Below are 14,169 nucleotides of genomic sequence, written 5' to 3'. Positions count from 1 at the left end.
CGCAACGACGCTACGGTTGCGTCCCGACGTGGTTATGGACTACCTTCCACGCAGCGACGAGGCGGCGCTCCCACGCACCGGCCACCGGCGAACCCGTCGTCGCACCCCCCCGTTGGTACAACAGACGCACCCCGCTGGCACGACAAGATCGGAGCGCCCATCCCATGGCCAACACCGCGCTGGCCGACCCCGACGCAGGCCTGACCCAGGCGCAACTGGCCGCCCGGTACGGGCTGCGGGTCGCCGGCGAGCGGCCGTCCCTGGCGGAGTACACCCGCCGCCTGTGGGCGTACCGGCACTTCATCGCCGCGTACTCGAACGCCAAGCTGGTCGCCTCGTTCAGCAACGCCCGACTCGGGCAGCTCTGGCAGGTGCTCACCCCGCTGACGAACGCGGCGGTCTACTACCTGATCTTCGGCCTGGTGCTGAAACAGAACAGCATCCCGAACTTCATCGCGTACCTGACCGCCGGGTTGTTCATCTTCAACTTCACCCAGACCGCGGTGCAGAACGGCACCCAGTCGATCACCAGCAACCTGGGGCTGATCCGGGCGCTGCACTTCCCCCGGGCCTGCCTGCCGCTGGCCGTCATGCTCACCCAGTTCCAGCAGCTGATGGCCTCGCTGGTGGTGCTGATGGGCATCGTGCTGGTCACCGGCGAGCCGCTCACCGTCGAGTGGCTGCTGCTCGTGCCGGTCGTGCTGCTCCAGGCGCTGTTCAACGCCGGGCTCACCATGGCCGTGGCCCGGATGGGCTCGAAGGTCGCCGACCTCAAGCAGGTGATGCCGTTCCTGGTGCGCACCTGGATGTACGGCTCCGGCGTGCTCTACAACGTCGCGCTGTTCGAGGAGAGCCTGCCGAGCTGGGCGACCCGGATCGTCGAGGCGAACCCGATGCTGGTCTACATCGAGCTGGCCCGGCACGCGCTGCTGGAGGGGGCGCCGCTGCTCAACTCCTCCATGGTCCAGGCGTGGACGTACGCGGTGGCCTGGGCGGTCGTGATGGGCGTGGGTGGTTTCATCTACTTCTGGCGGGGCGAACAGGAGTACGGCCGTGGCTGAGCACATCGAGACGTCCAACGACGTCACCGTGACGCTGCCGAGGATCGTCGAGCGCATCCCGACCGTGGTGGTCGACGACGCGCACGTGATCTACCGGGTGCACAAGGGCGCCGCCGGCGGCACCAGCCCGGTGGCCGCGCTGAAGCGGATCATGTCCCGCACGTCCGCGCCGAACATCCGGGAGGTGCACGCGGTCAAGGGGGTCAGCTTCACCGCGTACCGGGGCGAGGCGATCGGGCTGATCGGCAGCAACGGCTCCGGCAAGTCCACCCTGCTGCGGGCCATCGCCGGGCTGCTGCCGGTCAACCGGGGTGCCGTCTACACGCAGGGGCAGCCGTCGCTGCTCGGCGTCAACGCCGCCCTGCTCAACGACCTGCCCGGTGAGCGCAACGTCACCCTCGGCTGCCTCGCCATGGGCATGCAGCCGGCCGACGTGGCCCGGCTCGCCCCGGAGATCATTGAGTTCTCCGGGATCAACGAGCGCGGCGACTTCGCCTCGCTGCCGATGCGGACGTACTCCTCCGGCATGGCCGCCCGGCTGCGCTTCTCCATCGCGGCGGCGAAGAAGCACGACGTGCTGCTGATCGACGAGGCCCTGGCCACCGGCGACAAGGGCTTCCGCAAGCGCAGCGAGCAGCGGGTGCGGGAGCTGCGGGAGGGCGCGGGAACGGTGTTCCTGGTCAGCCACCAGCTCTCCTCGGTGCGGGACACCTGCGAACGGACGATCTGGCTGGAATCGGGCGTGCTGCGGATGGACGGCCCGACCGACGAGGTGCTGCGCGCGTACGAGGACTTCTCCAACAAGAAGTAAGGTTGCGGCGTCCGTACGGTGTCGTGCGGGTGTCTTCCCCACCGCGTCGTCCCTGGGGGGCGGCGCGGTGGTTGCGTTATGGTTCACCCGGCCGCCGTGCGGCCGTCACCCCCTGTTCGCAAACCGTGAGAGTGAGGATCGGCAATGACGCAGGACCACACCACTGGCCCGGACGCCACACCGGAGACCCCGGCGCCGTGGCGGCCCTCGCGGACGGTGGCGGTGGTGCTGGCGGGCGGGACCGGGACCCGGCTCGGCCTCGGCATCCCCAAGCAGCTGCTGAAGATCGCCGGCAAGCCGATCATCGAGCACACCCTGGCGGTCTTCGAGGCGGCCCCCGAGATCGACGAGATCATCGTGCTGATGGCCGACGGGCACGTCCCCGACGCCCAGCAGATCGTCGACAAGGCCGGCTTCCGCAAGGTCAGCAAGGTCATCGCCGGCGGTGACACGCGCAACGCCACCACCCGCATCGCGCTGGACGCGGTCGGCGAGGGCGACGTCAACATCCTCTTCCACGACGCGGTGCGCCCGCTGCTCAGTGGCCGGATCGTGCGGGAGTGCGTCAACGCGCTCTGGACGTACTCGGCGGTCGACGTGGCGATCCCGTCGGCCGACACGATCATCCAGGTCGACGACAACGACTGCATCACCGACATCCCGGTGCGCTCCACGCTGCGCCGGGGGCAGACCCCGCAGGCGTTCCGGTCCGGCACGATCCGCGAGGCGTACCGGGTCGCCGCCGGCGACCCCGACTTCGCCGCCACCGACGACTGCGGCGTCGTGCTGCGCTACCTGCCGGGCACCCCGATCAAGGTGATCGACGGCTCGGACGAGAACATCAAGGTCACCCACCCGGTCGACGTGCACCTGGCGGACAAGCTGTTCCAGCTCGCCGCCGCGCAGGCCCCCCGGCTGACCGACCGGGGCTACACCGAGGAGCTGACCGGCCGCACGATCGTCGTGTTCGGGGGCAGCTACGGCATCGGCCACGAGCTGACCGAGCTGGCCCGCCGCCACGGCGCGCAGGTCTTCCCGTTCAGCCGCTCCACCACCGGCACCCACGTCGAGCGCGCCGAGGACGTCGAGGCCGCGCTGAAGACCGCCTTCGAGGCCACCGGCCGGATCGACCACGTGGTCGTCACCGCCGGCATCCTGGAGAAGGGCGAGCTGGCCGAGATGGACCAGGAGACGATGGACCGGGTCCTGCACGTCAACTTCGTCGGCCCGGTCACCATCGCCCGGCAGTCGCTGCCGTACCTGCAGCAGACCAAGGGCCAGCTGCTGCTCTACACCTCCAGCTCGTACACCCGGGGCCGGGCCCGCTACGCGCTCTACTCGGCCACCAAGGCCGCCCTGGTCAACCTCACCCAGGCGCTGTCCGACGAGTGGGCCGAGTTCGGCGTACGGGTCAACTGCATCAACCCGGAGCGCACCGCCACGCCGATGCGCACCAAGGCGTTCGGCGAGGAGCCGGAGCACACCCTGCTGGCCGCCGAGACCGTCGCCCAGTCGTCGCTGGACGTGCTGATCTCCGAGCTGACCGGGCAGGTCATCGACGTGCGCCGGGCGCCGGGCGAGCTGCCCGCCGCGGGCGTGCCCGCCCAGGCCAGCCGGGCGTCCGCCCCGGCCCCGGCCCCGGCCGGCTGACGCGTCGACGGCCACCGCGACGGGCGAAGGAAGCGAAGCGACATGCGTGGTGACCTGGTCAGGAAGCTGGCCGCCCGGGTGGCGGCCACCGGCCTGGCGGTGCTGGCGTTCCTCACCCTCGCCCTGACCGGGGCGACGGGCTGGGGCCTGGCGCTCGCGGTGGCGGCCCTCGTCGCCGCCGGCTGGGAGCGCCGGGTCCGCCCGGCCGCCGACAGCACCGCCGAGGCGGTGCTGCTCGCCGCCGGCATCCTCGTCGGGTACGCACGACGGCTCGACGCCGGCTTCGACCCGGCGCTGGCGGCGACGGCCCTGGTGCTGCTGGGGCTGGTGCTGCTGGTGGGGCCGCTGCGGCAGGCCGGCGACCTGGAGATCCGGGCGGCGAACCTGCCCGTGCGGTCGTGGACCCCGCTGGTCGCGGCCCGGCTGGGCGACGCCCTGCTGATGCTGCTCGCCGTGGTGGCGCTGGCCGCCGCCCTGGTGCTGCCGGCCTGGGTCGCCCTGCTGGTGGCCCTCGCCGTCGGCGCGGGGGCCGGGGCGGTCGCGGCCGACCTGGCGAAGCGGCGGTTCCGGCCCGGGGCGGGCGGCTCGGCGGTGGCCCGGGCGCTGCGGGCGCACCGGCCGGAGTTCCTGCTGCACTTCTCCGCCCCGCCCGGGTCGGAATACCAGGTCACCATGTGGCTGCCGTACCTGGAGCGGATCGGCCGGCCGTTCTTCGTGATGGTGCGGGAGCCGGAGTTCCTCGCCCCGATCGCCGCGGCCACCAGCGCCCCGGTGGTCTACTGCCCGACGCTGAAGGCGATGGACGAGGCGCTGGTGCCGAGCCTGAAGGTGGCGTTCTACGTCAACCACGGGGCGAAGAACAGCCACTGCATCCGGTTCTCGCAGCTCACCCACGTGCAGATCCACCACGGCGACAGCGACAAGGCCCCGAGCGCCAACCCGGTCACGGCGCTGTTCGACCGCAACTTCGTGGCCGGGCGGGCGGCGATCGACCGGTACGCCCGGGCCGGGGTGGACATCCCGGCGGAGAAGTTCGTCGTGGTCGGCCGCCCGCAGGTCGAGTCGATCGAGGTACGCCGCGCGCCAGCCACCGGCCTGGCGAACCCGACGGTGCTCTACACCCCGACCTGGACGGGGCACCACGCCGACGCCAACTACTGTTCGCTGCCGGTGGGCGAGACGATCGTGCGGGGGCTGCTGGCCCGGGGCGCGACGGTGATCCTGCGCGCCCACCCGTACACGGGGCAGAACCCGGCGTCGGCGCGGCAGCTCGCCCGGCTCACGGAGCTGCTGGCGGCGGACCGGGCCCGCACCGGGCGGCAGCACGTCTTCGGGGCGGCGGCCAGCAGGGAGCTGTCCCTGGTCGACTGCGTCAACCGCTCCGACGCGCTCGTCTCGGACGTCTCCGGCGTCATCTCCGACTACCTCTACTCCGGCAAGCCGTACGCGGTGACGGACATGGTCGGCGACGGCGACCGGTTCGTCGAGCGGTTCCCGCTGGCCGGCTCGGGTTACGTGCTGCGGCGCGACGCGGGCAACCTCGACGAGGTGCTCGGTCTGCTGCTGGACACCGACCCGAAGGCGGCGGCCCGCTGGGGCAACCGGGCCCACTACCTGGGCGACTTCCCGGCCGAGGCGTACGCCGAGGCGTTCCTTTCGGCGGCCCGCCGGGAGCTGGAGCCGGGCTGGAACCCCCCGGCCCCGCGCGCCGCCGACGCGATGAGCCACTCCCCCACCGCCTGATCGTCCCGCCTCCGATTCTTGGACAGTTGCTGTTCGCCCTGAACCGCAACTGTCCAAGAATCGAGGCCGTCCCCGCCTGCCCGGAGACAGCACCGGCCCCGGCTCTCTGCGGAGGAGAGCCGGGGCCGGTGGGGGGAGGGTGATGTCAGGCCGAGTAGCCCCGCGTCGCCGCCCAGTGGGCCAGCGCGGCGGTGCTGATCCAGTACGCCGGGACGGCCGGGTCCGCCGAGTCGGCGATGCGCACGGTCCGCCCGGAGTCGCGGTAGCCGACGACGGCGATGTAGTGGCCGCCGGGGAACGAGTGCCAGCCGCCGTCGACGTCGGTGGCGTCGCCGGCGATGTTGACCACGACGCCGCGACCGGCGCTGACCGCCTTCACCACGTCGGCCCGGAGCCGCTCCGTCTCCGCCGAGGTGGCGGCGCCGCCGGGGATCAGCCGGGTCCGGTACGGCTCGCCCTTGACCATCTCGTTGAGCACGCGGGTGGTGTCGTAGGCCGAGTTGGTGCCCATCTCGGTGGTGCCGAGGCGGGCGGCCAGGTCGTCCTGGGTGCCGTCGACGCCGGTGGCGGAGAGCGCGTTGCGCACCGCAGCCGGGCCGCAGTAGTAGTAGGTGGTCTGGGCCTCGTAGTCGTAGTCGAGGACCTTCGACGACGGCGGCTTCGGGGCCGCGGGCTTCGCCGTGGTCTTCTTCGGCGTCGCCGAGGCCGTCAGGTCGGGGTTCGGGGCGGCCGAGGTGGCGCTCGGCGACGGCGCGGCGCTGCTCGGGGAGGCGAGCGGCGCGGCGATCCGGGCCTGGGCGCGGCTGGCCGCGCCGTCGAGGCGGGGTGCCACCTCGGCCACGGCGGCGTTGGTGGTCCGCTGCGGGGCGGGGGCGTCGTCGTCGACGGCGGCGAGCAGCGCGCCGGTGCCGGAGGCCAGCAGCAGCGCCGCGGCGGAGCCGGCGACGACCTGGTACGGGCGTTCTGTGGCGAGTCGCCGCAGGTGCCGCTTGAGCTGATCGTTCACGTGTTCCTCCACGGGACGGGGGCGGAAGCGGAGGCACCCGGGCGCGCGTCGGCGCACGGCGGCGCGGACGTGTCCGCGGCCGGTGGGGTCTCCGCTTTCTGGGGCGCCCGCTCAGGCGGGCGTACGCAGGGGTGCGACGGTCAGTGCGCCGGCTCGGCGGCGGCGGACACGGGCACCGGGCTCCGTGGTGGAGGAACAACCCGGGGGGTGGGGTCAAACTGCACGAGGATGGAACTCCTTCCGACACCGCCTACCGGGTTAGCTGACGGATTCGGGCGGGAAGATCGCCCTACCGCAGGCCGTGGCCCGCGGATTCACCCCGGACGTGCAATGGGTCCCCGGTTCGTGATCGTCACGATTGAGCGGGTCGGCGCGGCGTCGCCTCTTGCGATCGGGTACCGCACCGGACGGGCCGACACTACTGGCCGACGAAAGCCCTGCCAACCCCACGCCACCTGCTTAAACGCCCCCTGGCCGACCTATTTACGGGGCATTAGGAGACTGACGTGACTCAATGGGACTGCCGACCCATCCGACGCCAACGAACCCGCAACGGGACGACGCGGCCCGAATCTCGGCGAATACCGACCCGGATCAAACCGAATAGCCCCGCCTGCCCGATCCCACCCCACCATGACCCGCCTCACACCCACCCAACCCGCCCCCGCCGCGTCCCGCCTCGGTGATCAAGAGAAAAGCGTCAGAGTTGATCTCCGCGATGACGCAAACCTCTTGATCACCGCGGTCACGGCGATCACCGCGATCACCGTGGTCGCCGCGATCACCACCACCACGGTGTCCGCGGTTACCGGGCCGGGGCGGGGCGGGGTGGGCGCCAGCCGGTGATCCCGAGGACCCTGCCGGAGGCCGTTGCGCTGGTCGTCGGCGCGTGGGCGGGCCGGGCGCGCTCGGCGGCGGCGTACGCCTCGGCGGCCAGCGCCCGGGCGGCCTCGGCCGCCAGTTCGGCATCGCCCCACGCGGCCCGCTCGCGCGCGGCGGCGGCACGGTAGCGGGCCAGCCTGCCGTCCCGGACGGCCCGGGCCAGGACGACCTCCTGCTCCACTGGGTGCAGCCGGGGGTCCCAGCCGCCCCGGCGGGCGAAGACGTCGCAGAGCTGCCCGATGGACAACTCGCCCCGCAGGTGGGCCGCCGTGGCGGCGTGGTGCAGCCAGCGCTCCCGGGCCGCGTACTCGGCGGGGGTACGCGGGGTGTGCGGCGTCGGCAGCGCGCCCGCGTCGCGGAAGCGTCGGGCGGCGGTCTCCGCCTCGTCGTACGCCTGCCAGGCCCGCTCGGCGGCGTCCTGGGCGGCCGTCCAGGCGGCCCGTCGGCGGCGGGCGTTCTGCGCCGCCCCGGCGGCGGCCACCGCCACCTCCTCGGCGTACCGACGCAGGTCGGCGGCGGCCGGGGCGGGCGGGGCGGCGGGCCGGGCCGGGGGCTCGACGGCGGCAGGGCGGTCCCGCTCGGGGCGGGCGACCAGCACGGCGAGCACGGTGAGCGCCAGCACGAGCAGCACGGACCAGATGGCGGCGGCCAGCGGCACCTCGGTCAGGAACTGGTAGAGAACGATGTCCATGGTCGGCACCTCGCGGGCAGGGAGGCGGAAAGGGATCCGGGCCGCCGCCGGGCGGGACGCCTGCGGCGTACGGGCCCGGCGGCTGGGGCGGCGGTGGGTGAGGGTCGTCGGCGACGGTGGTGGCGGGCGCGGCCCGCCGCGTGGCTCAGGCGGCCGGCGGCGCGCGGGGGCCGACGGCGGCGGGGACGAGCCCGGTCGGCACCCGCTGCGGGGCCGGCGCGGCGACCTGCGGGGGCCCGGCCTCGGCGGGCGGCGGTGCGTCGGCGGGCGGCCACGGGCCGGCGGCACCCGCTGCGGCGGTGGAGCCGGCGGCGATGGACCCGGTGGCGGCGGATGCCGCGACGGTGCGGGCCTCCGCGACGGCGGCGGGCCCCGCAACGGAGGCGGCGGCGACGGCAGGGCCGGAGCCGGCCTGGCCGGGGTCGACGCCGGCGGGGAGCATCGTGCCCGGCGGCAGCGACGCGGCACCGAGGGAGAACGCGACCACGACGGCGAGGGTCGCCAGCCTCCGCGCCGTCCAGCGCGCGACCCACCACAGGGGACAGGTCAGCGCGACGGGAAGCACCCGTCCACGCTACCGCCACCGGCCGCGCCACGCACCGCCGGCGAGCGTGTCACCTGCTGAACGCGGCGTGGCGCACCACGGGCGACGCACCGCTGCCCACGCGCCCACCGGCCACCCGCCACCGGCGGCGGGGTCAGGGGCCGGGTCGGCGGCGGAGCGGGCGGCGGGTCAGGCGGCGGCGGCCGGGGCGCGGGGTCGGCGCGGCGGCCCGAGCCGGCGGGTCAGCGGCATCTCCACCCACCGGTGCAGCAGCGCGGCCAGGCCGAGGTTGACCAGCAGGAAGCCGACCGCCGCCAGCGGGCCCCACCAGCCGGGCAGCCCCGTGCCGAGCCGGTCGGCCAGCCGCAGGACGGTGATCATGACGAAGACGTGCACCAGGTAGAAGGCGAAGGAGACCTCGCCGAGCCAGACCATCGGCCGGGACCGCCACGGCGTCCGCGCGCCGCGCACGTCCGCGTCGGCGGCGGCCACGATGACCAGCAGGTACGCCGCCGCGAGCAGCGCCGCCCACAGCTCGGCGCGGATCCACTGGGCGGCGACCACCCAGGTGACGACGAACATGACGCTGGCGGCGGTGAGCCCCGGGCCGCGCCAGCGCCCCCGGCGCAGCAGCTCGGCGGCGGCCACCCCCATCCAGAACTCCAGGGACCGCACGACCGGGAAGATCTGGGTGAACCACCAGGTGCTCTCCTGCGGCACCAGGCGCTGCCCCGGCCAGAGCGCCACGATCAGCAGCGGCACGGCCGCCACCACCGCCCACAGCGCCCCGACCGGGGCCCGGCGCACCAGCGGCAGCGCGAACGGCAGGCAGACGTAGAAGAACAGCTCGCAGGAGAGCGACCAGCTCACCGAGTTGACGCTGTAGAAGTAGCCGGGCGTCGGGTCCCACGCCTGGACCAGGAACAGGTTCTCCACCGCGGCGCGGACGTTGACCGGGTCGGCGAAGACCCACACCCCGGTCACCAGCACCACCGCCCACATCAGCAAATGGTTCGGGTAGATCTTGGCGAGCCGGCGGCGCAGGAAGTCGCGTCGGCGGTCCCCGTCGCGGGCCGACCAGACCAGCACGAAGCCGCTGAGGATGAAGAAGAACTCGACGCCGGACAGGCCCAGCGTGAACAGCCAGTCGACGACGGCCTTGGCCTCGGGCTGGCCGACGATCCGCATGGTGCCGACGTGGTAGCCGAAGACGAGCAGGGCGGCGACCCAGCGCAGCCCGGTCAGCGAGGGCAGCCGGCTGGCCGAACGGGCCGGCGCGTCGGGGCGTACGACGGTCGGGGTGCCGGGGAGGCCGGCGGCCCGACCGGCCGCGGGGGTCACCAGCACCGCTCTCCTCCTCGCGGACGCCCCGGGTCGAGGCCGCCGCCCGGGTGGCGGCGGGCCGCGCGGTGCCGCCCCGCCGGCACCCTACCCGGTGCGGCCGGGCGCGCCGCCCGCCGTCGGCCGGCACGTGACGCGCCTGGCGGCGGCACGGGCGCGATGGCCTAATATCGCGGTCTCGGCCACGACGAGGGGACAACACGGATGCACCAGCGGATCCTGCTGCGGGCCAAGAAGGGGCCGTTCGACGTCAAGTCGCCGGAGGAGACGTTCGAGCGCAACTGGATCGGCGAGAACGCTGGCAACCTCGTGTTCAGCCACGCGGCGCACAAGCTGCTGCGGACGTCGACGGCGGAGGTCACCTCCTCGGAGTTCCGGGTCAACCCGCGCGAGGCCGACGAGATCAACGAGCGGTACGACGTGTTCGTGGTGCCGCTGGCGAACGCGTTCCGGCGCAGCTACGCCCACCGCCTGGTCGCCATGACCCGGCTGATCGAGCGGCTGAAGATCCCGGTGGTGGTGTTCGGGGTCGGCGCGCAGACCAACGTCGACGGCGACCGGGAGTACCTGCGGCCGATCGACGACGCGGTGAAGGCGTTCGTCTCGGCTGTGCTGGACCGGTCGCACAGCATCGGGGTGCGGGGCGAGATCACCGAGGGGTACCTGCGCACCCTGGGCTTCTCCGCCGTCGACGTGATCGGCTGCCCGTCGATGTTCCTGCACGGCGACAGCCTGCGGGTCGACAAGCGCAAGACCACGCTCACCGTCGAGGACCGGGTGGCGCTGACCGTCTCCCCGTACGTGAAGTCGATGGCGAAGGTCATCGCCTCGCACCACCGGCGGTACCCGAACCTGCGCTACCTGCCGCAGGACCTGAAGACGCTGGGCACCCTGCTCTTCGGCGACGCCCCGGAGGACCGGGGCAAGAAGGCGGCCATCCCGATCCACACCTCCCACCCGCTGTTCACCGAGGACAAGGTGCGGATGTTCGTCGACCCGTGGACGTGGATGGACTACCTGTCGCGGTTCGACTTCAACTTCGGCACCCGCATCCACGGCACCATCACGGCGCTGGTGGCGGGGACGCCGGGCTACCTCTTCGCGCACGACTCGCGGACGCTGGAGCTGGCCCGGTACTTCGACATCCCGCACCGGCTGATGAAGGACGTCCCGCCGGACGTGGACGCCATAGAGCTCTACGACGAGGCCGACTACAGCGCGCTCAACAACGGGCACAAGGCCCGGTACGCGACGATGACGGCGTTCCTGGCCAAGCACGACCTCGGGGTCTCCTTCGCCGACGGCGACAGCGCCGCCCGGTTCGACCGGCAGGTCGCCGAGACGACGTTCCCCCCGGCGGTACGCGCGCAGTCGGCCACCGACCCGGCCGAGCTGATCGCCCGCATCCAGTGGCTGCACGACCGCAACCAGGAGCTGAAGGAGACCGTCGCGGGCTTCGAGTCGCACCGGCTGCGGGCCCGGATGCGGGCGGCCGGCGGCCGGATGAAGCGGATGCTCAACCGTTAACCCTCCGTAGGGGGTCTGTTCAGCGAGCCCACCCCCGGCGGATACGTCAGGTTCCGGGGCCGTCCATCCGGGCGGTCGAAGGTGTCGGGCGTGGTCAATGAGCCGACGCGGAGCCCACTGCTGAGCATCGTCGTCCCGGTGCACGGCGTCGAGGCGTACCTGTACCAGTGCCTGGAGTCGATCCTCGGCGGCCTGTCCGCCGCCGAGGCCGCCGAGGTCGAGCTGGTCGCCGTCGACGACGCCTCCCCGGACCGGTGCGGGGAGATGCTGCGCTCGTACGCGGCCGGGCGGCCCCAGGTGCGGGTGGTGTCCCTGACCCGCAACGTCGGGCTGGGGCTGGCCCGCAACGCGGGGCTGGCGGAGGCGACCGGCCGGTACGTGTGGTTCGTCGACAGCGACGACTGGCTGCCCCCGGGCGCCCTGCCGGTGGTGCTGGCGCGGCTGCGCCGCGACGAGCCGGACGTGCTGCTGGTGGACCACCTGCGGGTGCACGAGGGCGGCCGGCTGGAGGTCGACGCGAGCAGCCACCTGCTGCGCGGGGTCGACGGGTGCGTCCGGCTGGCCGACCGGCCCGAGCTGCTGCGGGTGCAGCACACCGCCTGGAACAAGGTGGTCCGCCGGGCGTTCCTCGACGAGTTGGAGCTGCGCTTCCACCCCGGCTGGTACGAGGACATCCCGTTCAGCCACCCGCTGCTCATCGCCGCGGACCGGATCGGGGTGCTGGACCACGTCTGCTACCACTACCGGCAGGGCCGGCTCGGCGCGATCACCTCGACCCGCAGCGGCCGGCACTTCGACGCGTTCGTCCAGTACGAGCGCCTCCAGCAGTGGGTGGCCGAGCACGTCACCGAGGACTGGATCCGCACGGACCTGTTCGGCCTGATGATCAACCACTATCTGGTGGTGGTGGGCAACGACGGCCGGGTGCACCCGAGGCTGCGGCGGGGGTTCTTCCGCCGGGTCGCCGAGCACTACCGCCGCTACCTGCCCTCGGGCGGGTACGCCCGGCCGGGCGGCGTGGCCGGGCTGAAGCACCGCCTCGTCGCCCGGGACAGCTACCTCGCGTACAAGACGTTGCGGCGGGCGCACCGGCTGGCCGGCTCGCTGCGGCCGGCGTCGCCCGCCGGGGCGGCGGCCCCCGACGCGGCGTCCGGCGGGAGCGGGCCGCTGGCCGCCGAGGGCACGCCGTCGGGGGCGGAACAGGGCAGCGCCATGGCGGGACGCGGATGACCGGGACGGGGACGAGCGGGACGACCGCCACCCGGGCCGGCGGGGCGCTGCGGCCCGCCCGCGACGGCGATCTGGCGACGATCCTGCGCTGGCGCAACCACCCGCAGGTCCGCGAGGTCAGCCTCACCCGGCACGAGATCGGCGCGGCCGAGCACGCCGCCTGGTGGGCGGGCGTACGCGTCGACCCGGACCGGCGGGTGCTGGTGCACGAGCACCTCGGGCAGCCCTGCGGCGTGGTGACCTTCTCCGGCGTGACCAGCCCGGACAGGGCGCTGACCTGGGGCTTCTATCTCGACGTCGAGGGGCTGGACGCGCGGCGGGCGCTCATGCCGGCCTGGCTGTCGCTGGAGCAGGCGGCGATCGCGTACGCGTTCGACACCCTCGGCGCGCGCACCCTCGGCGGCGAGACGCTGGCCACCAACCGGCCGGTGCTGGCGCTGCACCGGCGCTTCGGTTTCACGATCGTCCGGCGCTACGAGCGGGACGTCGACGGCACGCCGCACCAGGTGGTGTGGACGCAACTGAGCAGGGGAACATGACGACAGTCAAGATCGGCCCGCACGCGGTGGGCACCGGCGAGCGGCCCTTCGTGGTCGCCGAGATGTCCGGCAACCACAACGGCAGCCTCGACCGGGCCCTGGCCATCGTGGACGCGGTGGCGGCCAGCGGCGCGCACGCGCTCAAGCTCCAGACGTACACCCCGGACACGCTGACCATCGACGTGGACACGCCGGAGTTCCGCATCTCCGGCGGCCACGAGCTGTGGGGCGGCGAGCGGCTCTACCAGCTCTTCGAGCGGGCGCACACCCCGTACGAGTGGCACGGGCCGATCTTCGAGCGGGCCCGCCGGCACGGCCTGACGGTCTTCTCGTCGCCGTTCGACGCCACGGCGGTGGAGCTGCTGGAGGAGCTGGACGTTCCGGCGTACAAGATCGCCTCGTCGGAGCTGGTGGACCTGCCGCTGATCCGGCTCGTGGCCGCCACCGGCAAGCCGATGGTGATCTCCACCGGCATGGCCACGGTCGGCGAGATCGACGCCGCGGTGACCGCCGCCCGCGAGGGCGGTGCGGGCGGCATCGTGCTGCTGGCCTGCACCGCGTCCTACCCGGCCCCGCCGCAGGACAGCAACCTGCGCCGGCTGCCGGTGCTGGCCGACACGTTCGGCGTGCCGGTCGGGATCTCCGACCACACCCCCGGCATCGGAGTGCCGGTGGCGGCGGTGGCGCTGGGCGCCTGCCTGATCGAGAAGCACGTAACGCTGCGCCGCGCCGACGGCGGGGTGGACTCGGACTTCTCGCTGGAGCCGACGGAGCTGGCGGACCTGCGCGTCGAGTCCGAGCGGGCCTGGGCGGCGCTGGGCGTCACCACGATCGGCCCGACCCCCACCGAGCGGGAGGGGCTGCGGTTCCGCCGGTCGCTGTACGTGGTGGCCGACGTCCGCGCGGACGAGCCGGTGACCCGGGACAACGTGCGCTCGATCCGCCCGGCCGGCGGGCTGCCCCCGGCCGACCTGGACCGGGTGCTCGGCCGCACGTTCCGCCGCGACGTGCCCCGGGGCACCGCGCTGGGCTGGGACCTGGTCTGACCGGCGGACACGTCCCGTTCACCTGGCGGCCCGCTGTCGACGCGGGACGGGCATGACGCATTCACCGCCCGCGTCGCGCCCGTTCACCGTCCGGCGTG

12 protein-coding genes and 1 riboswitch are annotated in these 14,169 nt (G+C 73.6%); of the genes, 8 read left to right on the top strand and 4 right to left on the bottom strand.

Going from position 1 to position 14,169, the window contains the following annotated elements:
- Positions 1 to 164 precede the first annotated feature (164 nt).
- From ACVMYR_RS18685 to ACVMYR_RS18670, 4 genes are all read left to right on the top strand, one after another.
- A complete protein-coding gene (locus ACVMYR_RS18685; protein WP_077937078.1) occupies positions 165 to 1,061 on the top strand; it encodes an ABC transporter permease in 897 nt (298 codons plus the stop codon).
- Positions 1,054 to 1,872 carry an ABC transporter ATP-binding protein gene (locus ACVMYR_RS18680; protein ID WP_091282801.1) on the top strand — a complete coding sequence of 273 codons (819 nt, stop codon included), beginning with the start codon at positions 1,054 to 1,056 and terminating at the stop codon, positions 1,870 to 1,872. The genes ACVMYR_RS18685 and ACVMYR_RS18680 overlap by 8 nt, the downstream gene beginning before the upstream one ends.
- A 144-nt stretch (positions 1,873 to 2,016) precedes the next feature.
- Positions 2,017 to 3,522 (top strand): bifunctional cytidylyltransferase/SDR family oxidoreductase, encoded by a 1,506-nt coding sequence (locus ACVMYR_RS18675; protein ID WP_077937077.1) that lies wholly within the window; start codon positions 2,017 to 2,019, stop codon positions 3,520 to 3,522.
- Between the two features lie 42 nt (positions 3,523 to 3,564).
- On the top strand, positions 3,565 to 5,265 hold the full coding sequence (locus ACVMYR_RS18670) for a CDP-glycerol glycerophosphotransferase family protein (RefSeq protein WP_457122326.1): 1,701 nt from the start codon (positions 3,565 to 3,567) through the stop codon (positions 5,263 to 5,265).
- A 145-nt stretch (positions 5,266 to 5,410) separates the two neighbouring features.
- On the opposite strand, the gene ACVMYR_RS18665 is transcribed toward ACVMYR_RS18670, so the two are convergent.
- The 4 genes from ACVMYR_RS18665 to ACVMYR_RS18650 form a co-directional block, all read right to left on the bottom strand.
- A complete protein-coding gene (locus tag ACVMYR_RS18665) occupies positions 5,411 to 6,283 on the bottom strand; it encodes a C39 family peptidase (RefSeq protein WP_077937075.1) in 873 nt (290 codons plus the stop codon).
- A 220-nt stretch (positions 6,284 to 6,503) separates the two neighbouring features.
- A riboswitch (cyclic di-AMP (ydaO/yuaA leader) is annotated at positions 6,504 to 6,646 on the bottom strand.
- Positions 6,647 to 7,076: 430 nt separating this feature from the next.
- Positions 7,077 to 7,844 carry a hypothetical protein gene (locus tag ACVMYR_RS18660; RefSeq protein WP_091282809.1) on the bottom strand — a complete coding sequence of 256 codons (768 nt, stop codon included), beginning with the start codon at positions 7,842 to 7,844 and terminating at the stop codon, positions 7,077 to 7,079.
- A gap of 145 nt (positions 7,845 to 7,989) precedes the next feature.
- On the bottom strand, positions 7,990 to 8,409 hold the full coding sequence (locus tag ACVMYR_RS18655) for a hypothetical protein (RefSeq protein ID WP_457122325.1): 420 nt from the start codon (positions 8,407 to 8,409) through the stop codon (positions 7,990 to 7,992).
- A 168-nt stretch (positions 8,410 to 8,577) separates the two neighbouring features.
- On the bottom strand, positions 8,578 to 9,735 hold the full coding sequence (locus ACVMYR_RS18650; RefSeq protein WP_256092044.1) for an acyltransferase family protein: 1,158 nt from the start codon (positions 9,733 to 9,735) through the stop codon (positions 8,578 to 8,580).
- Positions 9,736 to 9,933: 198 nt separating this feature from the next.
- Here ACVMYR_RS18650 and ACVMYR_RS18645 point away from each other — a divergent pair, with 198 nt between their 5' ends.
- From ACVMYR_RS18645 to pseI, 4 genes are all read left to right on the top strand, one after another.
- Positions 9,934 to 11,256 (top strand): polysaccharide pyruvyl transferase family protein, encoded by a 1,323-nt coding sequence (locus ACVMYR_RS18645; protein WP_077937068.1) that lies wholly within the window; start codon positions 9,934 to 9,936, stop codon positions 11,254 to 11,256.
- Between the two features lie 90 nt (positions 11,257 to 11,346).
- The gene (locus tag ACVMYR_RS18640) at positions 11,347 to 12,486 is read left to right on the top strand and encodes a glycosyltransferase family 2 protein (RefSeq protein WP_353898767.1); all 1,140 of its coding nucleotides are present in this window, start codon (positions 11,347 to 11,349) and stop codon (positions 12,484 to 12,486) included.
- The gene (locus tag ACVMYR_RS18635) at positions 12,483 to 13,025 is read left to right on the top strand and encodes a GNAT family N-acetyltransferase (protein ID WP_077937066.1); all 543 of its coding nucleotides are present in this window, start codon (positions 12,483 to 12,485) and stop codon (positions 13,023 to 13,025) included. Before ACVMYR_RS18640 ends, ACVMYR_RS18635 begins: the two co-directional genes overlap by 4 nt.
- Positions 13,022 to 14,071 (top strand): pseudaminic acid synthase, encoded by a 1,050-nt coding sequence (gene pseI / locus ACVMYR_RS18630; protein WP_431896821.1) that lies wholly within the window; start codon positions 13,022 to 13,024, stop codon positions 14,069 to 14,071. The genes ACVMYR_RS18635 and pseI overlap by 4 nt, the downstream gene beginning before the upstream one ends.
- The last annotated feature ends 98 nt before the right edge of the window (positions 14,072 to 14,169 follow it).

It is taken from the genome of Micromonospora sp. PTRAS2, from assembly GCF_054052245.1.
Note: the sequence above shows the minus strand (reverse complement) of the source record. Positions and strands in the feature narration are given on the sequence as shown.